This is a genomic window from Brevibacillus sp. FW301-21C12A (genome assembly GCF_058788915.1).
In genome coordinates, this window is the sequence record NZ_JBYTBG010000032.1 from 27,570 (window position 1) to 53,078 (window position 25,509).

Annotated in this window: 28 protein-coding genes and 1 pseudogene; 5 read left to right on the plus strand and 24 right to left on the minus strand. The window is 49.6% G+C overall.

The features are described from left to right. The 4 genes and pseudogenes from AC3WQH_RS18215 to AC3WQH_RS18230 all read right to left on the minus strand — a co-directional run. Positions 1–536: pseudogene (locus AC3WQH_RS18215) on the minus strand (hypothetical protein); the annotation flags it as partial. 206 nt (positions 537–742) lie between these two features. Then, positions 743–1,780 (minus strand): outer membrane lipoprotein-sorting protein, encoded by a 1,038-nt coding sequence (locus AC3WQH_RS18220; RefSeq protein ID WP_005830195.1) that lies wholly within the window; start codon positions 1,778–1,780, stop codon positions 743–745. A 243-nt stretch (positions 1,781–2,023) separates the two neighbouring features. Beyond that, a complete protein-coding gene (gene acpS / locus AC3WQH_RS18225; RefSeq protein WP_007776935.1) occupies positions 2,024–2,410 on the minus strand; it encodes a holo-ACP synthase in 387 nt (128 codons plus the stop codon). Positions 2,411–2,535: 125 nt separating this feature from the next. Next, positions 2,536–2,703, minus strand: coding sequence for a gamma-type small acid-soluble spore protein (locus AC3WQH_RS18230; RefSeq protein ID WP_005830192.1), 168 nt, complete (start codon positions 2,701–2,703; stop codon positions 2,536–2,538). A gap of 217 nt (positions 2,704–2,920) precedes the next feature. Here AC3WQH_RS18230 and AC3WQH_RS18235 point away from each other — a divergent pair, with 217 nt between their 5' ends. Then, the gene (locus AC3WQH_RS18235; protein ID WP_007776929.1) at positions 2,921–3,172 is read left to right on the plus strand and encodes a glutaredoxin family protein; all 252 of its coding nucleotides are present in this window, start codon (positions 2,921–2,923) and stop codon (positions 3,170–3,172) included. Between the two features lie 21 nt (positions 3,173–3,193). Here the strand turns inward: AC3WQH_RS18235 and AC3WQH_RS18240 are convergent, their stop codons facing one another. From AC3WQH_RS18240 to pstB (AC3WQH_RS18265), 6 genes are all read right to left on the minus strand, one after another. After that, a complete protein-coding gene (locus AC3WQH_RS18240) occupies positions 3,194–3,529 on the minus strand; it encodes an ArsR/SmtB family transcription factor (protein ID WP_005836907.1) in 336 nt (111 codons plus the stop codon). Between the two features lie 95 nt (positions 3,530–3,624). Beyond that, a complete protein-coding gene (locus tag AC3WQH_RS18245) occupies positions 3,625–5,199 on the minus strand; it encodes a GMC family oxidoreductase (protein ID WP_310670468.1) in 1,575 nt (524 codons plus the stop codon). Positions 5,200–5,248: 49 nt separating this feature from the next. Beyond that, complete coding sequence (locus AC3WQH_RS18250; RefSeq protein ID WP_025845705.1) at positions 5,249–5,848, minus strand: gluconate 2-dehydrogenase subunit 3 family protein; 600 nt, start codon at positions 5,846–5,848, stop codon at positions 5,249–5,251. 6 nt (positions 5,849–5,854) lie between these two features. Next, a complete protein-coding gene (locus AC3WQH_RS18255) occupies positions 5,855–6,247 on the minus strand; it encodes a hypothetical protein (protein WP_005834680.1) in 393 nt (130 codons plus the stop codon). A gap of 108 nt (positions 6,248–6,355) precedes the next feature. Continuing rightward, entirely contained in the window at positions 6,356–7,654 is a 1,299-nt protein-coding gene (locus tag AC3WQH_RS18260) for an arsenic transporter (protein WP_005834681.1), read from the minus strand. Between the two features lie 76 nt (positions 7,655–7,730). Further along, a complete protein-coding gene (pstB, locus tag AC3WQH_RS18265) occupies positions 7,731–8,483 on the minus strand; it encodes a phosphate ABC transporter ATP-binding protein PstB (protein WP_005834683.1) in 753 nt (250 codons plus the stop codon). A 210-nt stretch (positions 8,484–8,693) separates the two neighbouring features. Here pstB (AC3WQH_RS18265) and AC3WQH_RS18270 point away from each other — a divergent pair, with 210 nt between their 5' ends. After that, positions 8,694–10,721, plus strand: a complete 2,028-nt coding sequence (locus tag AC3WQH_RS18270) for a methyl-accepting chemotaxis protein (protein WP_448793223.1) — start codon at positions 8,694–8,696, stop codon at positions 10,719–10,721. A 205-nt stretch (positions 10,722–10,926) separates the two neighbouring features. On the opposite strand, the gene AC3WQH_RS18275 is transcribed toward AC3WQH_RS18270, so the two are convergent. Further along, positions 10,927–11,448, minus strand: coding sequence for a hypothetical protein (locus tag AC3WQH_RS18275; protein WP_005834687.1), 522 nt, complete (start codon positions 11,446–11,448; stop codon positions 10,927–10,929). 153 nt (positions 11,449–11,601) lie between these two features. Continuing rightward, on the minus strand, positions 11,602–11,850 hold the full coding sequence (locus AC3WQH_RS18280; RefSeq protein WP_197187022.1) for a hypothetical protein: 249 nt from the start codon (positions 11,848–11,850) through the stop codon (positions 11,602–11,604). 720 nt (positions 11,851–12,570) lie between these two features. Here AC3WQH_RS18280 and AC3WQH_RS18285 point away from each other — a divergent pair. Further along, entirely contained in the window at positions 12,571–12,897 is a 327-nt protein-coding gene (locus tag AC3WQH_RS18285; RefSeq protein WP_005834689.1) for a DUF3139 domain-containing protein, read from the plus strand. A 568-nt stretch (positions 12,898–13,465) separates the two neighbouring features. After that, entirely contained in the window at positions 13,466–13,666 is a 201-nt protein-coding gene (locus AC3WQH_RS18290) for a hypothetical protein (protein WP_157797598.1), read from the plus strand. A gap of 152 nt (positions 13,667–13,818) precedes the next feature. On the opposite strand, the gene AC3WQH_RS18295 is transcribed toward AC3WQH_RS18290, so the two are convergent. From AC3WQH_RS18295 to AC3WQH_RS18305, 3 genes are all read right to left on the minus strand, one after another. Further along, a complete protein-coding gene (locus tag AC3WQH_RS18295; protein WP_157797599.1) occupies positions 13,819–14,601 on the minus strand; it encodes a DUF2268 domain-containing putative Zn-dependent protease in 783 nt (260 codons plus the stop codon). Between the two features lie 229 nt (positions 14,602–14,830). After that, the gene (locus AC3WQH_RS18300) at positions 14,831–15,124 is read right to left on the minus strand and encodes a hypothetical protein (RefSeq protein ID WP_005836995.1); all 294 of its coding nucleotides are present in this window, start codon (positions 15,122–15,124) and stop codon (positions 14,831–14,833) included. A 547-nt stretch (positions 15,125–15,671) separates the two neighbouring features. After that, the gene (locus AC3WQH_RS18305) at positions 15,672–15,806 is read right to left on the minus strand and encodes a hypothetical protein (protein ID WP_260507673.1); all 135 of its coding nucleotides are present in this window, start codon (positions 15,804–15,806) and stop codon (positions 15,672–15,674) included. A gap of 154 nt (positions 15,807–15,960) precedes the next feature. Here AC3WQH_RS18305 and AC3WQH_RS18310 point away from each other — a divergent pair, with 154 nt between their 5' ends. Continuing rightward, a complete protein-coding gene (locus tag AC3WQH_RS18310) occupies positions 15,961–16,398 on the plus strand; it encodes a hypothetical protein (protein WP_221843483.1) in 438 nt (145 codons plus the stop codon). 210 nt (positions 16,399–16,608) lie between these two features. Here the strand turns inward: AC3WQH_RS18310 and pstB (AC3WQH_RS18315) are convergent, their stop codons facing one another. From pstB (AC3WQH_RS18315) to AC3WQH_RS18355, 9 genes are all read right to left on the minus strand, one after another. After that, positions 16,609–17,382 carry a phosphate ABC transporter ATP-binding protein PstB gene (gene pstB, locus AC3WQH_RS18315; protein ID WP_007776906.1) on the minus strand — a complete coding sequence of 258 codons (774 nt, stop codon included), beginning with the start codon at positions 17,380–17,382 and terminating at the stop codon, positions 16,609–16,611. Positions 17,383–17,397: 15 nt separating this feature from the next. Next, positions 17,398–18,288: a phosphate ABC transporter permease PstA gene (gene pstA, locus AC3WQH_RS18320; RefSeq protein WP_492332193.1), complete on the minus strand. Its 891-nt coding sequence runs from the start codon at positions 18,286–18,288 to the stop codon at positions 17,398–17,400. Beyond that, entirely contained in the window at positions 18,289–19,236 is a 948-nt protein-coding gene (pstC, locus tag AC3WQH_RS18325) for a phosphate ABC transporter permease subunit PstC (RefSeq protein ID WP_290426640.1), read from the minus strand. A gap of 94 nt (positions 19,237–19,330) precedes the next feature. Continuing rightward, entirely contained in the window at positions 19,331–20,272 is a 942-nt protein-coding gene (locus AC3WQH_RS18330; protein ID WP_005835481.1) for a phosphate ABC transporter substrate-binding protein, read from the minus strand. A 220-nt stretch (positions 20,273–20,492) separates the two neighbouring features. After that, complete coding sequence (locus tag AC3WQH_RS18335; RefSeq protein WP_007776898.1) at positions 20,493–21,041, minus strand: GerMN domain-containing protein; 549 nt, start codon at positions 21,039–21,041, stop codon at positions 20,493–20,495. Positions 21,042–21,055: 14 nt separating this feature from the next. Continuing rightward, positions 21,056–22,693 carry an N-acetylmuramoyl-L-alanine amidase gene (locus tag AC3WQH_RS18340; RefSeq protein WP_483072400.1) on the minus strand — a complete coding sequence of 546 codons (1,638 nt, stop codon included), beginning with the start codon at positions 22,691–22,693 and terminating at the stop codon, positions 21,056–21,058. Positions 22,694–22,868: 175 nt separating this feature from the next. Then, the gene (locus tag AC3WQH_RS18345; protein WP_005835488.1) at positions 22,869–23,288 is read right to left on the minus strand and encodes a hypothetical protein; all 420 of its coding nucleotides are present in this window, start codon (positions 23,286–23,288) and stop codon (positions 22,869–22,871) included. A gap of 93 nt (positions 23,289–23,381) precedes the next feature. After that, positions 23,382–23,639 (minus strand): hypothetical protein, encoded by a 258-nt coding sequence (locus AC3WQH_RS18350; protein WP_005835490.1) that lies wholly within the window; start codon positions 23,637–23,639, stop codon positions 23,382–23,384. A gap of 142 nt (positions 23,640–23,781) precedes the next feature. After that, a complete protein-coding gene (locus AC3WQH_RS18355; RefSeq protein ID WP_238501731.1) occupies positions 23,782–25,377 on the minus strand; it encodes a peptide ABC transporter substrate-binding protein in 1,596 nt (531 codons plus the stop codon). Positions 25,378–25,509: the final 132 nt, after the last annotated feature.

Genomic DNA, 25,509 nt, shown 5'->3' on the forward strand with positions numbered 1-25,509 from the left:
AGTTTCAGCAAGGACAACAGTTCTTCGTTTTTGTCGAAGCCAAATCCAAATCCGAAGCCTTTGCCTGGTCCTTTGCCCGGATGCGTGTTTTGCACCATTTCTTTTACGCGCTCTGCCGCGTTTTCGTTCATCTTATCGGCTTGTTCCTGTGTCAGCTTGCCTGCTTCGACCGCTTCTTTCAGCTTGGCTTCCTGCTGTTTGACCAACAGCGCTACGACGTCATCCACAGACACGCCTTGCGCTTCCGCTATGGCTGCCAGCGTCTTGCCTGCTTTCAGCTCTTCCTCCAGCTTGGCTGCATCCAGCTTCAGCAAGGACAACAGCTCAGTGTTTTCTTTGAAGGAGATTCCTTTCGCGAATCCGCCCGGGTGACCCAGCTTGTTGAATGCGAACTTCACCTCTGCCGGTTTGTTCAATTGCTGTGCTTGCGCCTCTGTTTGCGCTGTATCTGCTGCCAGGGCGCTGCCCAAGCTCCCGATACTCAGAACCGCTGCCATCGTGCCCAAAAGCATACCCAGTTTTGCTTTGCTAAACATATTTGCTCAACCCTTTCATCTGCTGTAGTTATGTACCGCATCTCCCTGGTACAAGTCCAAGTGTACAGGGGCTTTATTAGATTCCTGTTTGAGAAAAATGGAAAACTTGCGGGAAAGTCAAGGAGTATTTGTAAGAGCCAAAAGCTTCCCCTATGCACAAAAAAAGAGGACGGTCACACCCCGTCCCCTCTCCCGTATTTTCTTTCTTATTTCCCGCCGAGACCATATGTCGACTGGGCGACATTCACCATCTCTTCTTCAGGCAAATCGCCGGCGATCGTAAATTCTACTCCGTCCAGCTCCCACGTCAGAAGTCGCGTGTTTTCACCCGTTTGCGCCAGCACCCCAACCGTAAAGCCGAGGTTGACCGGCATGCCCTGTTCATACGAGACGGATGCTTCTGTCGGACGGGCTTCGATCAGCTTGTAGTTGTAAGCTCCCTTGTAATTGAGGATGACCGTTCTCACGCCGTCGCGCGTGACAGGCTCGATATCGCCCTGTTTGACTCCTTCCGGCACATACGTTGGAACGATGACGCCAAACTGGCTGTTCGGCTGCTGGGCAACCTGTCCATTCGCCCCTGCCATGGTAGGAATCGCCGTCAACGAGCTGGTCGTCATGTTGCGATCTTTGTCAAAGGCATCCTTGTCAAATGTCGGATTGAACGAAAATTCGGTAAAGTCGATTTTCACCAGCGGCTTCATGCTCGAATCCATAATCTCTGCATGGGTAGGCTTGAAGTCTTCGGTCAGCCAAATTTTTTGCTTGGTCAGAGAGCGATTGCCGGTGTAATTGGCTTTCACCTCAAACACGTACTGCTTTTCCTCCATCTTCATCTGACGCTCCGTGTCGTCGATGATACTCTTCGCCAGCGTCTCGTACAAATACAGGGGGCCGTTGTTTTCCGGCCATCCGCTCTGGAAGCGGAAGCTCTTGTTCAGATGTGGAGTCAGTACAAATACTCCCTCGTTGTTGCGCAAAATGATCTGCGTGATTCCGCGCTGTTTGGAAGTAAGAGCTACCCGATAGTTGGTGGGCTTTTCATACCAAACCTGAACGTCGTACTCCATTGGAGTAGAGCCCGTCTGCATGGTCAAAACTGCCTGAGACTTGTACCCGCTCATTTTTCCCAGCGTCCCGTTCAGGTCACTCACCACATCTTCCGGTGTTTTCTGACCGAAGCAACCGCCGAGCAGCAACGTAAAGACCAACAATAACACCAGTGGTAAAGCTGCCCTCTTCATTCAATGAACTCCTCCTTGTCAACTTTTTCGACAAAGAAGGGCACCCCTGTCTATTTCCTGGGAAATCTGTCAGTCTTTCGCCTCTGGCCGCGCTCATCGTGTCAAAATGCTGTACTGGGTACAAAAGGACGCGATATCGCTTGATCGGCTGAAGACTTACCCTTCCTGTGTAAGAGCAGGTAGTCCCTCCTGATCTACGCGATATAAATGTATGTCCATCCTCGTCCCAATATGCAGACAAGTTTACAGCTCTTCCACAACTACCTGTGCCATGGCGTGTGTCTGACTGTGGGAAATGCTTACGTGTACGCGAACGCGCTGCGGGTCCAAACCGAGCCTGGTCAAAACGTCGCCGTCTACTCGCATCATCGGCTTGCCCGTCTCGCTCGGGGTAATTTCCATATCCAAAAAGCCGAGCGCATGGCCGATGCCTGTCCCGAGCGCTTTCGCTCCGGCTTCCTTCGCCGCAAACCTGCCCGCCACCATTTCCGCTTGTCTCGATTCCGCTTTGCCAGCCAGCAGCTTCTTTTCTGCTTCGGTCAAAAACCGTCCGATCGCCTTTTCCTGTCGCTTCATCAAGGCGGCGATCCGCTCAATTTCCACGATATCCACGCCAATGCCGATAATCATGGGACTCTCGCCCTCCCAGCTTGTAGATTCTGCTGTCACAGTACCATCCTCCTCGGCCTTTTTGCAAGCGCGGATGAAAAAACGAAAAAACCCCCGCATATAGCGAGGGTTGTTGTCCATAGCTACTACTCAGTAGCTTGACCTGCTTGTTGGCCGGATTTTTGAGCGGATTGCTGGTTTTGACGACGAACTTCCGCTACGTTTGTTTCGCTCGCGAATTCAGTCGCAGTGTTTTGCGCCTGAGCTGCTTGGTTTGCTTTGTTCAAACCGTTTTGCTTGTTTTGTTTAGGCATCGTTCCATTCACCTCCTCGACGTCACTGAATATAATTTGTACCGCCCCCCTCGCTGGTATCCATCCTCAATTTTCCAGATCGAGGCATCACAGAACGGCGCGGACGGCTGCGTCCTTTTCGGGCAGGACGGGGCATCCTATAACTGTTTTGCTGCGCAGGAAATCCGTCAGCAACCGCGAATTATGTTGTTCGACTACACTTGAGAGGAGCACCTGTATGGCTCAAACCGTTATTGTCTATACCCAAACTACATGCGGCCCTTGCCAGGAAGAAAAAATGTGGCTGGCATCCCAAAACGTCGCTTTTGAAGACAGAGATATCCGCAAAAACGATGCGTATTTCCAGGAAGCAATCAACCTTGGCGCCAGCATGACCCCTGTTACGTTTATCGAAAAGGAAAACGGGGAGCAATTCGTCATTCACGGCTTCGACAAGGAAGAACTAAAAAAAGCGTTGGATCTTAACTGATCCAACGCTTCCTACGACCGATCAGCCGAAGGAAGGTTCACTCTCGGCTGATTTTTGTTTGACAATCGGTGACATATCCGGCAAGTGTGACAAGATTTGCTTGACTGCAGGAGAGCATTCTGTATTAACGGAGTAAAATACCCATGGTCCCTTGCGACGCTCTTTGACCAAACCATGTGTCTTTAGCTTAGCTAAGTGCTGGGAAACAGAGGGTTGGGAAGTTTGCAGAATCTCCACGAGATCACGGACACATAACGATTGTACTTGCAAAAGAGCCATGATCGTCAAGCGCGTCTTGTCACCAAGCAGCTTATAAACCTCGGACAAAAACAAAACCTGCATCAAATCCGTTTCCATACGAACCCACCTTTGCCTTGCATATCTGTTTCCCAGTATACTATATGGCTTATAAGATGGGGAAGATATGAACGTAAAAGTTCCTTGAACACTTCTTAAACATCGCGTTGCCGCATCGCTTCGACCAGCTTGTCTGCGGTGCGCGCAGCCAGCGCCATTACTGTATTTGTCGGGTTGCTGCCACCCGATGTCACGAACGTGGAAGCGCCCGCTATGAAAAGATTGGGAATGTCGTGCGACTGCCCAAATTCATTCACAACCGATTGCGCAGGGTCGTTCCCCATCCGGCAGCCACCCATCAAATGCGCGGTATCGGAGACGACGTGCTCCGGCTTGCCGCCCATGGCTTCCATGATCCGGTTCATTTGGCCGATCGCATGCTGATAGAGTTTGCGATCGTTTTCCTGATAGCTGAAAGTGACCTTGGGCACCGGCATTCCGTACTCGTCTTTTTCCCCGCTGAGCGTGACGGCATTGTCAGGGTGAGGCAAAACTTCGCCGACAAGCGTGATTCGCCCGTACATGTTGTAGTCGAGCATCGTTTCCCGCAGTTGTTTTCCCCATAAAAAGGTCTGGTCTTCCCGCTCCGTCGCAATTGCCCCCGCCATGGAAACAGGTCTTGCCCCGTGTGCGCTCAAGGTGTACCCTCTGGCAAAGCCGCGTTCCCGGTCTGTCTCGTAAAAATGCTGGGTCAGGGCAAGCACTGGCGTCCCTTTGTACAGGCGCACTTCTTCCGGGAGGCGGCCGTAGACGTCATGGCTGGAATGCGGCATGATCGCCTTGCCTACCCAGCCGCTGGAGTTGGCCAGCCCGTCGGGAAAGCGCGAGGTCGCGGAATTGAACAGCAGCCTGGGCGTCTCCACGACAAAGCCGGCGAGGATGACGACCCGCGCCATTTGCCGATGCATCAGCCCGTTGTGCGAGAACAAGACGCCGCTGACCCGGTCGCCAGCCATGAGAATTTCCGTGACCATACAGTCTGACAGCACCTCGGCCCCTTCCGCAATGGCCTTCGGAATATGGTGGATCAGGCCGCTGTATTTGGCGTTGGGCATGCATCCCTGGTTGCAAAAGCCGCGGTTGATACAGGGCGGACGTCCGTCGAACGGAGCCGACAAAATCGCCAGCGGAGCGACCACACTCTCGATCCCGAGCTTGTCGCAGCCTTCCCGGAACAACTGCGCATTCGCGCTGATCGGCTCGCGGACCGGGTAAGGGTAGGGTCCCTGAAAAGCGCCCCAAGGAAAATGGCTCGGGCCAGAAACGGCAATTTCCCGCTCGATCTTGTCGTAGTACGGGGCCAAATCGCGGTACGTGATCGGCCAGTCTTCCCCTACGCCATCTATCGTTTTCGTCATAAAATCGCTCTCGTGAAACCGCAAAAACACCCCGGTAAAATGCACCGTTCCTCCGCCGACTCCCCGGCCGGAGTTGTTGTGCCCGAGGCGCAGAGGATCGTTTCCCGCTACCAGCCTCGTCTCCTGCCAGGCCAGACGCTGCATCTCCAGTTCGTCGCTGGCAAAGTCGCGCTGCGGGTCCCAAAAAGGCCCTGCCTCCAGCACGACGACGCGCAAGCCCGCTTTTGCCAGCTCATATGCCAGCACGCCTCCTGCGGCTCCCGCTCCGACGATGCATACATCCGCTCCGTCGGGGTATTTCCTGTTTTCCATCTGCCGTGTACCGCGTTCCTGGCTATCGCCTGCGCGCTGCTCCTGCTCTTTATTCGCCATTTGCCCTCGCCTCCCATGGGTCCGTCAATCCTTTTTCCACACGCACATAACCGCGGGGATAAGCAGGCCCGCCGTAGCCGATATCTGACCAGACGAGCGGATGCGAGTAATACGCCTGCACTGTGTCATGCAGCAGCTTTTTGAAAAAATCGACGGGAGCGACCTGGCTCCATGCCTCTGTATCCTTGACGTTGCCCGTGGAGATTTGCCTCAGCACCTCCTGCTGTTCTGCGGCAGAAAGCGCGCCAAATTCCGTCCCGTACCCGGCGTGGCTCTCCGCCTCCACCCCTGCCAGTCCCAGACGGTACAGCTCTTTTTTCGGCGGAACCCCGACCTTGCGCTGCGCCTCCCCGATCGCGCTCGCCAGCGAATCGTCCAGGTGCGCGACAACAAAGGTCAGCACCTCCAGCCGATGGTCGTCGACGAGGACGCTTACGATTGCCTGCAACAGCAAAGCTTCCGCCTGCTGCAAGTACCGATGGGCAACCTGCGGCATTTTTCTGGCTCCGACGACTTGTCTCGTGTGAACGTCCCAGTTTTGATGCTGCTCCCACACGTCATAGGAAGGATAACGTCTATGTTTGGCCATCTATCTTCACCCCCAGAAAAGGGCAAGAAGCCCCAAAGCCGCGATGGCAGTAATGAGCAGAGGCAAAATGACGGGCGGGCCGACGAGGAAGTTTTGCGATTGCGAAAAGCCTCCTACCCGCTGTCTGACTCCGGCAGCATGCAAGTAAGCCCCGTACACGCCGCCGCCCATCCCGACGAACATCATCAAGGCAAACACTACGCGCAGCCATCCCGCATTTACGAACGATAAAACAATCGCCGTCACCGCAAAAATAGGCAGCTCAATGACAGGCACCCACATCGCCCAATGGCGGAAGTTTTGCCTGGAATGAAAAAGGGTGACTTGCACGGCAATCAAGACAAACGCCAGTCCCGTAAACAAAATGAGCACACGCTCTATCGGCCAGCTCTGCCACATGGAAACATCCTCCTTTTTACGCACGTTGCGCCTATTTTTCCCCTGGCCGCCTCTCTTATTCCGGCAAAAAGAAAAAGCCTGCTGAGCTGTTGCATCAGCAAGCTTTTGTCATTGCTCGTTTCCCAAAACAAGCATCAGGTACAGCCCGAGCAAAGCGATCAGCAAGGTCGGTACCGTCAGCACGATCCCCGTACGAAAGTATTGCCCCCAGGTGATTTTGACCGCTTTGCGCCCCAGCACGTGCAGCCAGAGCAGCGTGGCGAGCGAGCCAATCGGCGTAATTTTCGGCCCCAAATCGCTTCCGATGACGTTGGCGTAGATCATCGCTTCGCGAAAGACGCCTTCCGCCTGCGTGCTGCCAATCGCCAATGCATTGAACATCACGGTAGGCAGGTTGTTCATCGCCGAAGACAAGACAGCGGCAATCAGCCCCGTCCCGAGCGTCGTCGCAAGCAAACCGTACTCCATCAGCGTATCGAGCGCCGCTTTTACCAGATCGGTCAGCCTCGCATTGTGCAAGCCCCAGACCACGATATACATCCCGATAGAAAAAATGACGACGACCCACGGCGCCTCCTGCATGATTCGGCCCATGGCAATCGCCTTGCTTTTTCGGGCGGCAAGACAGAAGACGAGGGCGGCGGAAGCAATGATAAACGACACCGGGACATGGATGGACTCGCTAATGAAAAAGCCGAGCAAAAGCACAGCGAGGATCGGCCACGCCAGGCGGAACAGTCTTGCATCACGAATGGCTTCACCGGGTTGCTTCAGTTGGGACAAATCCACGTAATGCGGGATGCTTTTGCGATAATAAAGGAATAAAACCAACAAACTCCCTGCTACGGAAAACAAGGTAGGCAAAACCATCCGCACCGCGTACTCGGCAAAGCCGATGTCAAAATAGTCGGCGGATACGATGTTGACGAGGTTGCTGACGACAAACGGCAACGAGCTGGTGTCCGCGATAAAGCCGCTGGCCATGACAAACGCCACAACCGCACCCCCGTCCAGCTTGAGTGCCCGAACCTGCGCGAGCACAATCGGAGTCAGAATCAGCGCCGTGCCGTCATTGGTGAACAGGGCCGACACCAATGTCCCGAGCAAAATGACGTAGGCGAACATCAGCCGGCCATTTCCTTTTGCCAAACGGGCCATGTGCAAGGCCGCCCATTCAAAAAAGCCGATCTCGTCCAGCAGTAGCGAAATGATGATGATGCCGACCAGCGCAAACGTGGCGTTCCAAACGATCGAGGTCACTTCGGCCACATCGTCGAGAGACACCACGCCCGTCAACAGCGCCAGCACCGCTCCCCCGACGGCGGGATAGCCGATCGACAAGCCTCTTGGCTGCCAGATGACCAGCGTCAACGTGACGATAAAAATGAACAAGGAAATCCAGACCACCTGCTATATCTCCCCTCCATGCAAAAAAGAGCGAACCCGCAAGCGGGCCGCTCCTCTACCTTACTACAAACAGTTGTTATCCGAAACGGCCAGTAATGTAGTCTTCTGTCCGTTTATCCCGGGGATTTTGGAAAATCGTTGGCGTCTGGTCAAACTCGACAAGCTCTCCGTTGAGGAAAAACGCCGTTTTGTCGGAGATGCGCGCCGCCTGCTGCATGTTGTGCGTAACGATGACAATCGTGTACGTGTCTTTCAGCTCCTCCAGCAACTCCTCGATTTTGGCTGTGGAGATCGGGTCGAGAGCGGATGTCGGTTCATCCATCAAAATCACCTGCGGCTGAACAGCGAGCGCCCGGGCGATACAGAGCCGTTGCTGCTGCCCGCCGGACAGCCCGGTTGCGGGCTTTTTCAACACGTCTTTCACCTCGTCCCACAGCGCTGCGGCCTTGAGGCTTGTCTCCACGATCTCGTCGAGCTTGTGGCGATCCATCAGGCCATGCAGGCGCGGTCCGTACGTGACATTGTCGTAGATGCTTTTCGGGAACGGATTCGGGTGTTGGAACACCATCCCGATATTTTTGCGCAAGCGCTCGACTTCCACGCTGGAACTGTAAATGTCTTCATCGAACACTTTTACCACGCCGGTGATTTTCGTATTCGGCACCGAGTCGTTCATCCGGTTCAGCGTTCGCAAAAACGTGGACTTCCCGCAACCGGACGGCCCGATCAGCGCGGTAATGGAATTCGGCTCAACATCAAGATTTATATTGTAGAGGGCTTGTTTGTTACCGTAGAAGAGATTTAACTCTCTCACCGAAATAACACTCATGCGTCCTTCGCTCCTTCGCGGTTGTAGCATCTGTCTTCCCAACCACTATAGCGTGCGAATGTTATGCTTTGATGTGAAGTATATTAAGTTTCCTTAAAGTTTTAAAGCCAGGTAAAGTTATGGTAAATGTTTCTGACAAACCATATACGCTCCCCATAGTACCCCCTACAATAAAGCTGAACGTTTTGTCGAATAAGGGGAGAGCATGTAATGCCGAGAAAAATACGAACATTGGGCAACACGTCGTTTCAGTACCGTTCGATTTTCACCAGATTATTTTTCGGGATTCTGACCATGGTTGTCAGCATGATGGCGATCGCCGCTTTTTTTATCAGTTATCAATCCGAGAGCACGCTCAACGAAAAGACAAAGCAGCAGCTCCACGATGCATCGAGTGCCGCCTTGCAGGAAGTGAACAGCCGCGTCCAGTCCATCATCACCGCCTTGGCTTCCTATGCTTCCACGTACAAAAACAGCAAGGTCACGAACAGTCAAAGCTTCGGCATTTTTACCGACATGGTGAACAACAATCCAACCATTTCCGAAATACAAGTCGTGACAGCAGACGGGCGGTATTTGACCTTCCCCGGCTCGCCGCTGGACAGCTCCTACGATCCGCGAACAGCCGACTGGTACAAAGGCGCCTGGGACAAGCCAAACGCATTCGTCTCGGACGTCTTTCAGTTTTCCGCCACGGAATTTCCGAAGATCGCTGTCTCCATGGCTTTGCGCAACGAGGAGGAAGAGCCTGTCGGCGTCGTCGTGGCCTTCGTCTCCGTGCCGAAGCTCAGTGAATCAATCGGACAGATCAAGCTGGGGCAAACCGGATACGCCATGATTGTCGACCAGCAAGGGAAGCTGCTCGCTCACCCGGATAAAGCCTACGCCCTGCAGCGCCCGCTCCTGACCGAGCTGCCTGTCGTCGCCAATGTCATTGCGGGCAATTCCGGCTTTGAATCGTTTCATATAAACGGCATGGACGCCTTTGCCGCCTACAAATTCGACCCGGCGCTCAAATGGGGCATGATCGTCGTGCAGTCCGTATCCGAGGTCAAACAGGAGGTGCGCCGCCTGCAGTTGACGATACTCGCGGTCTCCCTCGTCGGATTAGGCTCGTTGGCATTGCTGCTCTACTTGTACGTCCGCAAGATTATCAAGCCCGTCAAAGAGGTGCAGCAAAAAATGACGGCGTTCAGCGAAGGCGACCTGTTTCAGACGATGCACGTCCAGACCAACGACGAAATCCGCCAGCTCGCCGACAGCTTCAATCGGATGAGCGGGCAAATCCGCACCATCATCGGCAAAATCCAGCACGTGATCGCCGACGTCAAACAGGTGGCCGAGCATGTGGGCAAAGGCTCGCGACACTCTCACGCCATGCAGACAGAGGTCGTCTCCGTCACCGAGCGGCTGGCGCAAGAAATGGACAACCAGCAGGTGCAAATCGACGACATCCACGCCACGATGGCCGGAATTACAGCAGAAATGACACGCATTACACAGTCGATGGAAACAGCGGTCAGGCAAAACGAAAAGTCGCGGGAGCAGAGCGCCAAAGCGGCTACCTCGATTGATTTGCTGAAGGACAACATGCAAAAAATATCGACAGACATGAAAGCCTCCCTCCAGGCGATGGGCTCGATGCGCGAGAGCATGGACGACATCCGCGAGATTCTCGGCTGGATCTCCTCGATCTCCCAACGAACGAAGCTGCTGTCTTTCAACGCCCGCATCGAAGCATCACGAGCCGGCCAGGCGGGACTCGGCTTCGGGATCGTCGCGGACGAAATTCGCCTCCTGTCTGAACAGACAGAAGAAGCGACGGCCCGCATTCAACAAGTCATCGCTTCAGGGGAAAACCGGATGGAACGGGTGGCCGCATGTCTGGAAACGACCGATCACGCCACGGTCAACGGCATTTCGACGCTGCATCAGGCAACGGATATTTTCCAGCAAACCTTCGCCATCAGCGAAGCGCTCACCGCGCAGTTTGAAACGATCAGACATCTGGCCGAATCCATCGCAAGCCAAAGCCAGATCATCTCCCGCCGCGTGGACAGCCTGGCGGATTCCGCCCAGGAAGTCGTCTCGGGCACACAGCAAGCGGTCGCGGCCAACCAGGAAAGCCTCTCCCTCTCGGAGCAGTTCCTGCACGATTCCGAGCGGCTGGCGGGCATCGTGGAAGATTTGGAGCAGGAAATCCGCTTTTTCCGGGCGGTAGAAAAGCCTTCTGCGTAAGAATTTCTTTGGGAATTCCAAGCTCTCGCCCTTGAGTGAAAAAGGGCGAGGGCAATCATACTTTAGTCACGAAAACGGGATCGTTGTCCAAACGAGAAAAAAGCAAAACCCAAGAATGCCGTAAAATCAACATTCTTGGGTTTTTAGTTTCGGCTATTTTTACTCGGAGATGGACTTTCTGGACAGCCCCACCTCTTCAATTCCTTTACTTTTCCTCGATGCTTCTTACGTCCCATTCTTTTCCACTATTTGCGCCTTCGGAATTTTTACTGATCTGATTCTTAATCTGTTTGGCAACCAGTTCAATTTTTACAGACTTGCCTTTTCCAAAGTCACGTTGGAACAGGAATACTACCCTATCCTTTTTGTCATTTACCAGTACAAGCGGCATCGAATCTCCTTCTTTGGAGTTATTAGCCATCGCTTCTACAAATGCATCAGAAAAGCTATTTTTTTCTTGTTGGCTCAGAGTGTCGAGGAATTTATACCTGTCAGTGTAATCGTATTGGGTCCACTCCTGTGTGTCGATGTCATAAGTTTCTGTAGCTACTTTCCATGACTTAACGATATTTTGATTAACTTTTTCTGGCCTTTTATCCGATGCTACATCAATGAGGTCTTTACTTTTGGCACCAGCTTGTTCAACAGTAATAAAGTTGCCAAACCCAATTCCAGCCAATGCTGCAACAGTGAACAGCGCCGCAATACTCACTTTACTTTTTTTCATTTCCTTCTTCTCCTTATTCTTCATTAGAATGAGTCGTCAGAATGTGTTGCAATTGAATCCACATCGTCCTTCGTCCACCAGATTCTATGGTCTCAGCCTCGTAAGACGCAAACCCTGTATTAGCATATGCTACTGCCTGTGATTCTCTGCCCATTACTTTGTAATATTTTTCCAGTCACGTTTATATCCGTCACCGTATATCTCTGTGTAGGTTCTTGAGTATTGAGTGCCGTATGACCCCTTCGTATAAGCTTGGCTTGCCCATTTTCCTTTTTTGTTATCAAACACAATCTGAGTGCTAGATGTTTCGAAGCTAATTGGTGCTGCATACGCAATTGCGGCCGAGCAAGCAAAAACAGCTAACAAGCCCATAGACACTAGTGATTTTTTTACTAGATTCATAGTGCCCTCCAATAACAAATATAGTGTAACGTTCGGTACCTCCCTCATTTCTAATATTACCATAATTGGTAGTTTATTTAAATTTGATTTTTTGGACTTGTTTATAATTGTCACAATTTGTATTTCCATAAGTTTTGACGAATGTCAGCAGTTATCGTTACATATAGTTTTATAAATGTTGATAAAACGGGATCTTTTATTCAGTTTAGCTCGCCAGTGTTGCATTAACGTAATTGGGATACACGAAATATCCGGTATGTAAATGGATGGATTTCCCCCATTTTTTCATTGCCCTGATTGCCTTTTGCTTACTTCTCTTGGCAAAAATCTTCTCCGCTTGCCAAGCGAGCTTGTTTCAAATCTATCGGTGGTTACGTGTGGTGCTCTGGAGGATAGCCAAATTTGGTAGGAGCTATAAACGTCGAAACTAAGAAAGCCTGATACATAAACGGAAAAGAAACTGGTGTTTAGCATCTGGTTGAAGTGTATATAAATACCAAATGGACGGAACTACCTTTATAGGTCACTCCGTTCTTTAGTAATTTGAAAACAAAGTCATGTTCAGAAAAATCGGTTTAATACTTTCGTGTTTTTACTTGAGTCAATAGTCTTCAGAAAGTCGTTCAATTTTATGTGTAAATTTTTGGGTTAGATAGATTTTATGAATAACAACCATATGAATTTTTCCCAATCGTAGCGTAAAGGAGAGGCTACATCATTATGAAAAAAATTCTTTGGCTCGCCGTGGTCATTCTCGTAGCCAGCCCGCTAGTCGTCTATTTTGAATGGATCGTAGGCGGATACCCGTGGGTGAAGAATGAAATGGAGATGGACATACGGAATTATTTCACTTCCAGAGGATACGAACGAGAAAGTGTGAAGGATATCCAAGTTCTATATAATCGGAAGCTGGGGAATTATACTGCGAAAGTAATCTTTCGTGGGGAAGAAGACAATATATATTATTACAATTATATTCATGGGAAGATCACTCAAAGGGGGCTTACCTCTTCAGATCGAAAAAATGCACGGCATCTTGAAAAATAGCAAGCGCAAAAGGATAGCAAACGGATAATGGTCTAGGCCCTCCAACGAAAGGAGGGCTTTTGCTGTTCAGCCAAAACGAAAGCCGTCACCAAAAACGATCCGAGAATGAAAGGAAATATTCTAATATTATACTATTTGTCCATCCTGGCTAAATGTTTATAGGAAATCTATGAATATTACACAAAAAGGTATCTTTTTGCCATGGTAGTATCTGGTTTTTATCTGTAAAATCAAGTTGCCGTAAAAAATTTACATAGGGCTTGCTGAACAATGCATAAACGCGAGGAATCGTGAAATAATCAAAGAAAACTGCGGAAAATCTGGATTTATAATTTGACCAAGTGCAAGGTTTTTGCAGGAATTCTTTGAAAAACCTTGCACCAGTAAGAATTTCGTTCAATCAAGAGGCACACGAAACGTTCAAAATGGATCGGAAAAACAGTATTTTATACTACTGATATGCCATTCAGACTCTGACTTTGCTGTTTTGGAACCAAATCTGCATATTATTCATGATTTCTTGTATATTTCTCATTCGTTCAGCAAGCCCTACATACGGAGGTTAGTAATGAAAAAACGGTCAACTAGGATCATTACTCTTTCTACAGCTCTTGTCGCTCTAGCTTTATCAGCTTCAATTGGCTGTGCAGCGGAAGATAACATTATTATGCCACTAGATGATGGTAGCGACTTTGACATCACTGGCAGAGCTTCATCGGCTGACGTATCCGGTAATACTACTAATTTGTCTAGCCTTAACAAAAAATAAGGAGCCTGAGATCAATTTCAGGCTCTTTCTAAACGTCCGAAGGCTTTCAAAACAACAAGAAAGTATGGTTGGTTGAAAATTAACTGAGGAGTACATCATTCAGAAGCAATCCCCCCATCCGAGTTAATTTGACGGATCATCTGAAACTGTAATTAAAAGTCAAAGGAACTATTTTTTAAACTTGTATAAATCTCATCGGGTGTTAGTGATGTCCAAGCCTTAATACTTTGATTGGGATTCATTTTTAGATAGCTACTTATCATTTTATAACCTTCACTGTATCCAAAAAGATATGGTATGTCACCATAACCAAACATGACTTGATCTTGTATAGTAGGGTTTGTTGATCCAAGGTTTGTTAAAAATATTTCTCTTATATTTTCAGCCGAATTAGAATATAGGGGGAGATTATCCATTTCCGGGTATAACATTCTTTGGAAGTACATCGCTTTTCCTTCAAATATTGCTCTATCTAATAAAGTGTTAACTTTGTTTGGTTTAAAGTACATGGAAGTCCATGCACTATGATGGTATTCATGTGCTACTGTACTAGAGAGTTGTTCATCAGACTTAAACAGATATTCATTGTACAGGATGATTATTTTTCCAGACCCTATCGTTACAGCGGGGGAAGAAGGACCAATTAAATCAGTGGGTAAAACACAAACATTTGTATTCGGGCCATCCAAATATTGATTCGACTTTATTAAACCATTTCTGATTGCCTCATATATTGCATATTTTGACAACTTATTTAATGTTTTTTCTAATCTATCAAGGTTTTGTGGTGGGTTTTGTCTTATTTCGTTTGCTAAATAAATATATTCTCCCTTATCAAAACAGTCATTCCATACTGGACCTAATACATTGTCATAATAAATCTCCTTTAAATTGTGTATTCCTCTTACACGAGCTAGGCTAATATATTCTTTCATATTGCTGTCCAAAATGTAAACTGTGTATGTCCTATCTACACCATTCCTACTTACCGTAAAACTATACTTATTTTTTTCAGATTCTTTAGTTATATTGAATGTTCCTGATATTATACAAAAGAAAAATAGTATTAAAACTAAGAGTATAGAGAACCATCTCTTAATGATAGCTATACCCCCTATCTATTTATTTGTTCCCCACAATAAGTCCATCTGAGTTTAATATGTATTAAATCGAACTAAATACTAGAAAGCTGACAAAGTTGGGTAATGAAACCAAAATTAAATACAAAACCCACTTAACTCTGCTAACATTTTCTTTTTCAGTGTCTTCATGTCCAGCGTAATATGCAGTTGAGTAGTCTGGAAATACTAAGGATAGACTTAAAAGTAATGCGAGGGCAAAAAAGAGGATACCAGCATATAGAGAGTATGTTTTTAGTAGACCGTAGTTACGATCTATAACACTAAAAAGTATAATCCCTACTTGGATAATGAATCCAATTGATACGGCCTTAAGCATCTTACCCTCTCCTTTTTTTAAAGACTATGCTAATGCTTTTTGATCATTGACACAAATGTCAAAAGCCACATCCGGGTTACTTGTATTATATGTCTTTAAGAATTGGGAGTATGAGCCCTCATACTGAATTTTACCTTTACTCAAAACAATTAACTTGCATGTTATTTCTTCCAACTCATGTAAATGATGAGTTGAGAGAATAACTGTGTTTTTTGGTATTTATACCAAATATCACCTCTTAGAGGTATTATACTCTTTTTCACCTGTCAATATTTTTGAATTTAGAAAATTTATTTTATTTAGTTGAGTGTGATATTTTTCAAATAATTCATTTTCATATAATTTAAACATTACCAATACGATCTATCATTATTATGATGGTGTTATTAGCGATTCTTTCCACTTGTCGTTTAATGGAGATTCTCCAGTGCCTTCTGCGTAGAAGGCTCTTTTATTGAAACCTTTAATTTTTTGAATTGAAGCTTACGGATAGAAATAACCGCTTCCGAACATGAGTTAAAAAACTACCGGGGGGAGTCGACCAGCACTACTCGCCAATCGCCCCTACCACCTCATACTTCTCCACATCAATCACGCTGTCCAGACCAACAGCTAGCTGCGCCAGTTGGGAACCATTATACGGCCCTATCATCAGACCATTTGCGATGATAATACCTTCCACTATTAATCCATCCACAAAAGTGGTATTATTTAACTAAGGTAATATCTGGTTGTCATTTTTAAAATCAATTTATTGTAAAAAATTTACATATGGAATTGAACGAGTTTCTGAAGACTATTGGCCCAAATAAAAACACGTAGGAGGTAGGGGGAGTATGAAAAAAAGGAATGCCATTCTTACTGGTCTTGTTTTCACTGTTGCTGTGTTTGCTGGTAGCAGCCTATACGCGAGTGAAGACACAGAATCGTATATTAAAGGGAATCACATTAAGGCACTAGAAGCAGTAGGAATTGAAGCAAAGGCGAAAGATTTGGGCGTAATGAAAATCATAACCGATGACAACGGTAAGAAATGGGTGTTCAACGAGTTTACAAAAAGCAGGAAACTCATTGAAAAAATGAGAGAACAATACGAAGAAGATGTAGCTGGTCCGTTTATTAGCGTACAGGACGAAATAATGCAAGCGTATGCTAAACCAGGTGATTCCATTCCGACGATTATCTTGGATGAGGCTTTAAAGGAAGGATATTTCGTGTTCAGTAGACAAGATGGGGAAACTTCGTCTTTCAAAATCAAGTATGACAATGGGTAATGGGAATACGAGTTGGAAAAATAACCAAGTTTGTCTTAATTCAGAGCGCCCGAAAAGGTGCTCTTTTACGTAGAAGGCTTTTTTCCTAAGATTCCATCGGCCCCGGCAAGCTGCACGGCGCTATAGCACACCCATTCCAGGCTGCGTTGCACCATGCAAAAAGCCCTCCGTTTGCGCGTCAGGCGCAAGGAAGGCATTTTTTTGTGCGGTTCAGCCAAAACGGCCGCTAATATACGCTTCGGTCTTGTCGTTTTCCGGCGAGGTGAAAATTTTTGCGGTCTCGTCCATCTCGATCAGCTCCCCGAGCAAAAAGAACGCCGTTTTGTCCGAGATGCGGGCCGCCTGGTGCAGATTGTGCGTCACGATCACGATCGTGTACTCTTCCTTTAGCTGCGTGACCAGCTCTTCAATTTTCATCGTCGAGATCGGGTCGAGCGCGGAAGCCGGCTCATCCAGAAGCAAAATCGTCGGCTGCATGGCAATGGCGCGGGCGATGCACAGGCGCTGCTGCTGTCCTCCTGACAGGGAGAGCGCAGAGTCGCGCAGACGGTCTTTTACCTCGTCCCACAACGCCGCTTTGCGCAAGCTCGTCTCGACCAGCTCATCCAGCTCGCGGCGGTCTGTCATTCCGTGAAAGCGCGGAGCGAAGGCGATATTTTCATAAATCGATTTAAAAAACGGATTGGCGCGCTGAAACACCATTCCGACGATTTGCCGCAAGCTCTCGATGTTGACCTGCTGGCTGTTGATGTCAATGCCGTCGACGACGATGGAGCCTGTGACGCGGCAGGAAGGCACGAGATCGTTCATCCGGTTCAGGCTGCGCAAAAGCGTGGACTTCCCGCAGCCGGACGGCCCGATAAAGGCCGTCACCGAGTTGCGTTCAATGTCCATCGAAATATTTTTGACCGCTTGCTTATCCCCGTAGTAAACCGAGACATTGTTCGTCTGAATAATCGTATCTTGCATGGTGAGTACGGACATCGCTATCACCTCTCCTTAGTTGGAACCTGACGTCATCTTTTTGTACACCCACGTCCCGAACCAGCGGGCCGAGACGTTAAAGATCAGCACGGCAATAATCAGCACAGCGGCAGCGCCATCCGCCACGTCGCGCGCATCCGGCGTCAGCCCTTCGCTGTTTACTTTCCAGATATGCACAGCCAGCGTTTCGGCCGGGCGGAACGGATTCAGCGGCGAAGTCGGGCTGTTCAGCGAGAAATCAGCAAAGTTCAGGTTCGGTGAAGACATCCCTGCGGTAAACAGCAAGGCAGCCGCTTCCCCGAAGACGCGTCCGGAAGCGAGAATCGCCCCCGTAATGATCCCAGGCAAAGCCGCCGGAAGAATGACGGAGACAATTGTCCGCCATTTGGTGATGCCAAGCGCCAGGCTCGCTTCTTTTTGGCTGCGCGGCACGTTGCGCAACGCATCCTCTGTCACGCGCACGAGCAGCGGCAGGTTGAAGACGGTCAGCGCGAGGGCACCGGAGAAAAGCGTATAGCCCCAGCCTGTCATGTTTACGAAGACGAGCAAGCCAAACAAACCAACGACAATGGACGGCAAAGAAGAAAGCACTTCTATACTCATGCGGATAAACTGCGTCAACTTGTTATCCGGCGCGTATTCAGCCATATAAATACCTGCTCCGATTCCAATCGGCAAGGCGATCAGCATGGTCAAAACCAGCAAATAAAACGAGTTGAACAACTGCGGACCAATCCCGCCCCCTGCATTGACGATATCTGGCGGCGAGGTCAAAAAGTCCAGGTTCAGCTTGTGCCAGCCTTGCGTCAAAATGAAGCCGAGCAAGCCAATGAGCGTGCCGATAATCAAAGCGGCAATCAACGTCAAAACGATCGTAGCAACGCGGTCCATCAGTCTCGCTCTCATCTACTTCACCAGCCTCTTTCTGCCCAAAAAGCGCAAGATCATAATGAAGACGAACGACATCAGAAGCAGCAGAAGCGCCATGGACCAGAGTGCATTGTTGTACGGGGTTCCCTGAATCGTATTCCCCATGTTCAGCGTGATGCCGCTGGTCAGCGTGCTGATCGGGTCCAAGAGACTGCCCGGAAGCTTCGTCGTGTTCCCGATGACCATCTGTACGGCGAGCGCTTCGCCAAAAGCGCGAGCCATCCCCAATACAACCGCGGTCAGGCAGCCGGGAAGCGAAGAATGCAGCACCACATTCCAGATCGTCTGCCAGCGTGTGGCTCCCAAAGCGAGAGAAGCGTTGCGCAAATCTTGCGGTACGGCTTCAATGGCGTCTGTCGCCACGCTGGTGATCGTAGGCAGGATCATCAGGGCAAGCACAAGCCCCCCTGCCAAAAGACTGAAACCAAGAACGTCAAATTGTTCGCGAATAAAAGGAACCAGAAGAGTAAGACCAACATATCCGTACACAACGGATGGAATGCCAACCAAAAGCTCGATCACCGGCTTCAACACTTTTTTGCCGAAGCCCGGAAAAATTTCCGTCATGAAAATAGCCGCCCCGATCCCGAGCGGTGCCGCGATCAACGCAGCCAAAGCCGTCACCAAAAACGATCCGAGAATGAACGGGAACACACCGTAGAGTGCAGGCTCGCCCTCCGGGTCCCATTTCATCTGTGTTAAAAATTCGCTGATACTGACGCCGTCGACCAAAAAGGTGGACAGCCCTTTTGAAGCGATGAAGTACGTAATCGACAAAACGACGATGACCAGCAAGGCCGCACAGACCATGGCAATCGTTCGGCCCGTCATGTTCTCTGTAAATTGACGTTTGTTATATGTCAGCATTTTTCGCGCAATCAGCGATTGGCGATTTGTCTCTACCCCTTCAATACGATGGTTCATGTTCTCCCTCCCAGAAAGAAAACGGCTTTCGCGCAAGCAAAATGAGGGGTAAGGCCCCTCCACCCCTCTATTTTGCTGTTGACCCGTGAGTGTCTTATTTTTGTGTTACTTTTCCTTCAGCGTCGCGTTCTACTTTCATGTCTGTGATTGGCAGGAAGCCCAGATCGACAATCGTTTTCTTTTGCACTTCTTCAGACAGGATGTAATCCAGGAACGCTTTTGCGTTGCCAGTAGGCTCGCCTTTTGTGTACATGTGCTCGTATGCCCACACTGGGTATTTGTTCGTTGCGATGTTTTCTGCGTTTGCTTCCACGCCATCCAGTTTCAATGCTTTTACGGAGTCATTGAAGTAGGACAGAGCCAGGTAGCCGATTGCGCCCGGTGTTTCGGCAATGATTTTGCGAACAGTACCGGAGGAATCCTCTGTGATGCCTTCTGCTTCTTCTTTTCCGTCCAGTGCGAATTTGCTGAATGTTGCACGAGTACCGGAAGACTTCGGACGGTTCACCAGCGTGATTTTCATGTCATCGCCGCCAACTTCTTTCCAGTTGGTGATTTTGCCAGTGAAGATGTCGATCAGTTGTTGCTTGGTCAGGTTGTCTACTTTTACTTGCGGGCTAACCGCTGCTGCCATTCCGACAACGGCTACTTTATGGTCAACCAGTTCGTTTGCCGGAATGCCTTTTTTCTCTTCTGCGAAAATGTCGGAGTTACCGATTGTTGCTGCGCCGCTTGCTACCTGGCTCAGCCCTGTTCCGCTTCCCCCGCCTTGTACTTGAATTTGTACACCTTGATTTTTCGCCATAAAGTCTTTGGCCGTTTGCTCGACCAGAGGCTGCAAAGCGGTGGAACCAACTGCTGTGATCGGTTCACCGGATGTTGTTGTAGTCGAACCAGAGTTGCTTTCCGGAGCCGGGGTAGCTGGTTGTTGCTGCGCTGGTTGTTGTTGCGATGGAGCCGCACTGTTGCTGCCACATCCGGCGAGCAGTGCCCCTACAAATGTCAGCGCCATAAACATTTTGCTGAGTTTTTTCATTGGATGAAAATCCTCCTTAACAGGTTCGGTTTGTTTTTCTCTCTTACAAGTACAAACTATACAGGTCGAATGTTGTAGGATTGTGATGCGATTGTTAAGCTTTTTTAAAGATGGAGCCAACCCTGTATAAAACGAAAACAAGCCGCTTGACGAAACAGCAAAAAGGCGGCACAGCCTGGATGCTACCAGGTTGTGCCGCCTTCACTCGGCGATTGCCTGTTTAGTTGTCGCGCGTCAATGGCTCCGATACATCGACATGGCCCATCAACGATTCGACTTTTTTGCCATCTTCCAGGAAGACGATTTGCTTTACTTCCGGGAACTGAAAAAAGGTTTTCTTCAGCGCGTCCAGCGCCATCCCTTCGCCGCTTGAGCCGAGGTTGTACTGGTTTTTGCTGTCGGCATCAATCGTCAACGTGCCATCCGCAAAAGTGATGTCATGGTATCGGAAGTCTTTCCAGAGCGGAAAGTGCTCTTCTGCTTTTGTCGGCTTCTCCAAAAGCGAGAGGGTTTTCTTGTACTTTTCGATGTCTTCTGCAAAAGTGATTTCTTGTTCCTCTTTTTGCAGCTCCATCAGGTCGCCGTCGGAATAGTAGACGGTAACGACCTGTTTGTTGAGTGTCGGCTCTGCTGTCGATGGGTCAGTGTTCGTGCCAGATGGCTGTTCAACAGGTGCCGTAGGCTGCGGTGCAGGAGCCGCATTTTGTCCGCAACCAGCCATTAGCAGCACAGCCAAAGCCGCCACCCAGATCATCCGACTTTTTTTCATCGTGAAAGCCTCCCTTACTGATAAGACTGATAGTATTCACGGATAGCCGCAACGAGGGCTTTCGCGATTTTGTCCTGGAATGCAGGCGAGGTCAGCAGCGCATTTTCTTGCGGATTGGACAGGAAACCTGTCTCTGTCAACACGGCTGGCATTTTCGTGTTCTTGATAACGTAAAAGCCGCTCGCCTTGACTCCCCGATCCGGGAACTGCGTTGCTCCTTGCAGGTGCTTGTGCACCAATTGCGCAAACGTCTTGCTGTTTGCATTGTAATAGAAGGTTTCCGTACCGCCTGTCGTCGGTTTCGGGAACGAGTTGGCGTGAATGGACAAGAACAGGTCCGCCTCCAGCTCATTCGCGATTGCCACACGCTCGGACAGCTCGTAGAACACATCTGTCGTGCGCACAGGCACTACTTGAAACTCCGGATATTGCTTCAGCAAAGCGACTACTTTGTTGGCGACAGCCAGCGTGTAGTCTTTCTCGTGGTTGCCCGCCACGCCCAATGCACCTGGGTCTTTTCCGCCATGACCCGCGTCGACTACGATCAGGTAGCCTGTTTTCTTAGGCTTGGGCGTCAGCTTCACTTCAATGCCGTCTTTTGTATAGGCCAGATTATACTCGCTCTTCTGGTTCAGCTCAATCACGACACGCACGGTCTCTGGCGAAACACTGTACTGGCTGTACCGCAGGCTTGCGATCAGCGGCTCTTCTTTTGGCTCGCTGGCTGCTGACTGCTCGTCCTCTTCGCCGGAAGAAGCTGCTTGCTTGCGCTCCTCTGACTCTCCGATACTGCCGTTTTCTTCGTTCTTTTTCAACTCTTCCACCAAATCGTCCGCCAAAGCGGTTTGCGGGAGGTCCAGCACGATGCGATGGGGGCCTGTGAGCACAAAAGAATTGGCCTGCACGGGCAGCTTCATCTCAATATGTACGCGATCCCCATCCTTTGTAACACCTGTCAGCCGATTGAGTCTTTCGATTTCAAGCAGATTCTTTTTCTTGTTCCAAGTGATCGAACCGCCTAGCTCGTCCTCTACTTGCTCAATTGGAAGAACCAGTTGACTGTCGATCGTCATGCCGCGTTCCGGGCGATTCCATACAAAGCCTTTTTGTCCGACCTGCTCCGCGACCGCATCGGCAGACACGTACATGGTGTCCGACACTTGATACAGCTTGATCGCTTTTTCAGGAGCACGGCCGTTCAGCGTAACCTGTGGCGTTTCGTTAGCAATGACGGTGCGGGAGCTGTTGTCCCACCCTACAGTGATCCCGAGCGATTCCCCGACAAACCGCAGAGGGAGCAGCATGCGCTGCTGGGAGATGACAGGCGGCGTATCCAGCTTTACCTGCTTGCCGTTCAATAGCGCTGTGCGCGAGTCCAATGTGAGGGAAAGCTGCGTCGTACCCCGTGTAATCACCGCTGTCCGCTTCGCTTCGTTCCAGGCGACATCCGCGCCCAAACCTTCTGCGATGACACGCACGGGAACCAATGTCCGCCCGCTCTTGATGACTGGTGGCACGTCCGGGGTCACTGCTTGTCCACCGATCATCAGGTTGACGGCTTCCTCAGTTGCACTACTTGCCGCAGCCGCCCAACCGGGGATAAGCAGCAGGACCAGCAGCGCCAGAAGCAGAGGGTAAAATCGTCTTTTCATCCTGACCTCCTCCGTGATGTCTGTTCTGTTGTGTGGCGTTAGACCATTGTGCAACGTTCACCATTCTATTAGACGCGTCAACATCTGTAAAGTTTATAGTCTTTTCGTACCAAAAAGACAAAAGACTGCTCCTTTTTGACAAAGAAGCAGTCCAGAAAACCAAGAAAGTTGTCGATTAGCGAAACAACCCGCGCCGTTCTCGTCTGCTCACTTCTTCTACAGGCGCTTTCAGCATGTTCAAGCCGCCGTTGGCGATAAACTGTTGAATCATGGACAGGACGGCCGGATTGGACAGCACTTTGATGGAATCGGCCACCTTCGGATTTTTCAGTTGCGGGATAGCCCCGCTTAAATGCGGCAGCAATGGCAGCAAATCCTCAATGGAAATCGCAGGCTTTGCTTTCTCAGGGACGGACTGCACGGGAATCGGACGCCGGCGCGGTCCAAACAGAATGCTGCGCCGCGGCCCCTGATTGGGAGCGGCCTTCAGCCTTCCGAGCGTATCCTTCATGTCCTGCAGTTCTTGCTTCATCTGGCTCATCTCGCGCATCACCTGAGCATTGCTCACATTGTGCGCATCCGCCAGCTTGTTCATCGTCTCTATCAGTTGCCCCTGGGCACCGGCCTGTTTCTTTTTCTTTCTCGTTTTGGCAGCGATAATCCCACCTCCCTCCTGGTAAGCCCCCCTTTATTTAAAGCGCTTTTTCAGGCTGTCGATGTCTTTGGCGTTGACGCCTTTTTTGGAAAGCTTGTTCAGCAGGCTGCCGACGTTTTCCGTCTTGGACATATGCCGAAACTGCGCCACATATCCGTTCAGTTCCTTATCCGTGAAGTTTTTACCGGCTTTTTTGCCCAAATCGCGGATGACTTCCTTCAAGCCTGCATCCGTCTTCAGCTTATCCTTGGGAATTGACCTTACAATACTGAGCAGTTTGCCAATATCCACAGCGATCCCCCCTGGTTGCAGTTTGTTCCTTTTTACTCTATGTAGCCAGGAGCACAATGGATTGGTCATTTGTCCATGCGGGAGAAAAAAAGAAGAAGGGCAGCGGCACCCCTCTTCTTTGAATCATTTCCTCTATATAAGATTAAGGCTTGATATCGACGTACTTGAAGTCGATCATGCCGAGTCCGTCCAAAATCGCGCCGTCGACCTTCTCGCTTTGCAGCCAGCTCTGGGCATAGTAGTAGATCGGCATAATCGGCATTTCGTCCATTAAAATTTGCTCGGCCTTGGCCAAAATCGCCTTCCGTTTTTCCGGGTCCTGCTCCAAAGCGGATTGGTTCAAGAGCTCTTTGTATTTGGGGTGTTCCCAGCCCGTGTCGTTGTTTCCGCCGTTTTTGTCCTTGAACATTTCCAAAAAGTTGATCGGATCGTTGAAGTCGGCAAGCCAACCCGCACGCGCAATCTGGTATTTCCCCTGGTGTACGTCCTCTATGTATACTTTCCACTCTTTGTTTTCCAGCTTCACGTCTACCCCGAGCTTTTTCTTCCACTGGTCCCTGATTTCTTCAGCAATCGCTTTATGGCCCATCGACGTGTTATAGGAGACGGTGATGGGAGGAAGTTTTGCGATTCCCGCTTCCTTCATGCCCTCCTGAAGCAGCTTTTTGGCCTCTTCTGTGTGATTGTCTGTAAAGTAGCCACCAGATGCAACAGCCATGCTCGGCGGCACAAAACCTGTCGCGGGAAGGTGGTTGGCCAACATGGTCTCCACCAAAGCTTGACGATCCAGTGCATAAGCAAAAGCTTTGCGGATTTTGGCATTGTGAAAAGGCGCTTGCTCTGTGTTGAAGCGGTAGAAGTAAGTGCCCGCGATCGCTTGCGTATGAAACAGCGCAGGCGACTTCCAGGAAAGCTCGAAATCCATGGGGACTTCAGACAAAGGGGCGCCTGCCCAATCCAGATCGCCGTTGCGAAACATCTCCAGCTCTATATACCCGTCATCAATCATAGAAAAATCAATCTTGTCCAATTTTACATTTTGTTTGTCCCAGTAGTTCTGGTTTTTCGTCAGAACGAGCTGGTGCTTGGGCTTCCATGTCTCGATTTGAAACGGACCGTTCCCTACTATCGTCTTGGGATTGCTTGCCCATTCCTTGTCGGCTTCCACGACTTTTTTGTTAACAGGATAATAGGTGTAAAAAGCCGTCAACTCCGTGAAAAACGGGGTCGGATTCGTCAGTTCCACAACCAATGTTTTGGCGTCGACGGCTTTGACACCAACGTCACTCGCCGTCCCGGTTCCCTTGTTATACGCTTCCGCTCCTTTTAAATAGTAGAGCTGGTAGGCGTAATTCGATGCTGTCTTGGGGCTTAGCGCACGTTTCCAGGCGTATTCGAAGTCATAGGCGGTGACCGGATCGCCATTGCTCCATTTGGCAGGGCGAATTTTGAACGTATAAGTTTTGCCGTCAGCCGAAACGGTATAGCTTTCTGCCGCTGCTACATGTACTTTTCCGTCTTTGCCCAAACGAGTCAACCCTTCGAAGATTGCCCTGCTTATTGTGCCGGACGTTGAATCTTCAGCAATGCCCGGATCTACGGTTGGGGGATTGGAATGCATGTTCATTCTTAATACTTTTGCTTTTGGCTCCGCCGCTTGCCCGGCATCCGCATACCCTGCCAAGCTCCCGCCGAGAATCAGCATCGCACCTGCGACTGCAACGACATTCTTTTTCACGATCAAGCACCTCGTTTTTTTGTATACACTTCTATCATCAGTATACAAGAAAAAGAGCTCTTCACCATTAAACGTGCTTGATCTTCCTCTAGCGTAGTTTTTCACTTTTTTATATGGCTGGTTTACACTCCA

Bases quoted from the DNA above. Each gene is read 5' to 3' on its own strand.
- AC3WQH_RS18220 (WP_005830195.1), bottom strand. From the start codon at position 1,780: ATGAAGAGGGCAGCTTTACCACTGGTGTTATTGTTGGTCTTTACGTTG.
- acpS (WP_007776935.1), bottom strand. From the start codon at position 2,410: ATGATTATCGGCATTGGCGTGGATATCGTGGAAATTGAGCGGATCGCC.
- AC3WQH_RS18230 (WP_005830192.1), bottom strand. From the start codon at position 2,703: ATGCCTAAACAAAACAAGCAAAACGGTTTGAACAAAGCAAACCAAGCA.
- AC3WQH_RS18235 (WP_007776929.1), top strand. From the start codon at position 2,921: ATGGCTCAAACCGTTATTGTCTATACCCAAACTACATGCGGCCCTTGC.
- AC3WQH_RS18240 (WP_005836907.1), bottom strand. From the start codon at position 3,529: ATGGAAACGGATTTGATGCAGGTTTTGTTTTTGTCCGAGGTTTATAAG.
- AC3WQH_RS18245 (WP_310670468.1), bottom strand. From the start codon at position 5,199: ATGGAAAACAGGAAATACCCCGACGGAGCGGATGTATGCATCGTCGGA.
- AC3WQH_RS18250 (WP_025845705.1), bottom strand. From the start codon at position 5,848: ATGGCCAAACATAGACGTTATCCTTCCTATGACGTGTGGGAGCAGCAT.
- AC3WQH_RS18255 (WP_005834680.1), bottom strand. From the start codon at position 6,247: ATGTGGCAGAGCTGGCCGATAGAGCGTGTGCTCATTTTGTTTACGGGA.
- pstB (WP_005834683.1), bottom strand. From the start codon at position 8,483: ATGAGTGTTATTTCGGTGAGAGAGTTAAATCTCTTCTACGGTAACAAA.
- AC3WQH_RS18270 (WP_448793223.1), top strand. From the start codon at position 8,694: ATGCCGAGAAAAATACGAACATTGGGCAACACGTCGTTTCAGTACCGT.
- AC3WQH_RS18275 (WP_005834687.1), bottom strand. From the start codon at position 11,448: ATGAAAAAAAGTAAAGTGAGTATTGCGGCGCTGTTCACTGTTGCAGCA.
- AC3WQH_RS18280 (WP_197187022.1), bottom strand. From the start codon at position 11,850: ATGAATCTAGTAAAAAAATCACTAGTGTCTATGGGCTTGTTAGCTGTT.
- AC3WQH_RS18285 (WP_005834689.1), top strand. From the start codon at position 12,571: ATGAAAAAAATTCTTTGGCTCGCCGTGGTCATTCTCGTAGCCAGCCCG.
- AC3WQH_RS18290 (WP_157797598.1), top strand. From the start codon at position 13,466: ATGAAAAAACGGTCAACTAGGATCATTACTCTTTCTACAGCTCTTGTC.
- AC3WQH_RS18295 (WP_157797599.1), bottom strand. From the start codon at position 14,601: ATGAAAGAATATATTAGCCTAGCTCGTGTAAGAGGAATACACAATTTA.
- AC3WQH_RS18300 (WP_005836995.1), bottom strand. From the start codon at position 15,124: ATGCTTAAGGCCGTATCAATTGGATTCATTATCCAAGTAGGGATTATA.
- AC3WQH_RS18310 (WP_221843483.1), top strand. From the start codon at position 15,961: ATGAAAAAAAGGAATGCCATTCTTACTGGTCTTGTTTTCACTGTTGCT.
- pstB (WP_007776906.1), bottom strand. From the start codon at position 17,382: ATGTCCGTACTCACCATGCAAGATACGATTATTCAGACGAACAATGTC.
- pstA (WP_492332193.1), bottom strand. From the start codon at position 18,288: ATGAGAGCGAGACTGATGGACCGCGTTGCTACGATCGTTTTGACGTTG.
- pstC (WP_290426640.1), bottom strand. From the start codon at position 19,236: ATGAACCATCGTATTGAAGGGGTAGAGACAAATCGCCAATCGCTGATT.
- AC3WQH_RS18330 (WP_005835481.1), bottom strand. From the start codon at position 20,272: ATGAAAAAACTCAGCAAAATGTTTATGGCGCTGACATTTGTAGGGGCA.
- AC3WQH_RS18335 (WP_007776898.1), bottom strand. From the start codon at position 21,041: ATGAAAAAAAGTCGGATGATCTGGGTGGCGGCTTTGGCTGTGCTGCTA.
- AC3WQH_RS18340 (WP_483072400.1), bottom strand. From the start codon at position 22,693: ATGAAAAGACGATTTTACCCTCTGCTTCTGGCGCTGCTGGTCCTGCTG.
- AC3WQH_RS18345 (WP_005835488.1), bottom strand. From the start codon at position 23,288: ATGAACAAGCTGGCGGATGCGCACAATGTGAGCAATGCTCAGGTGATG.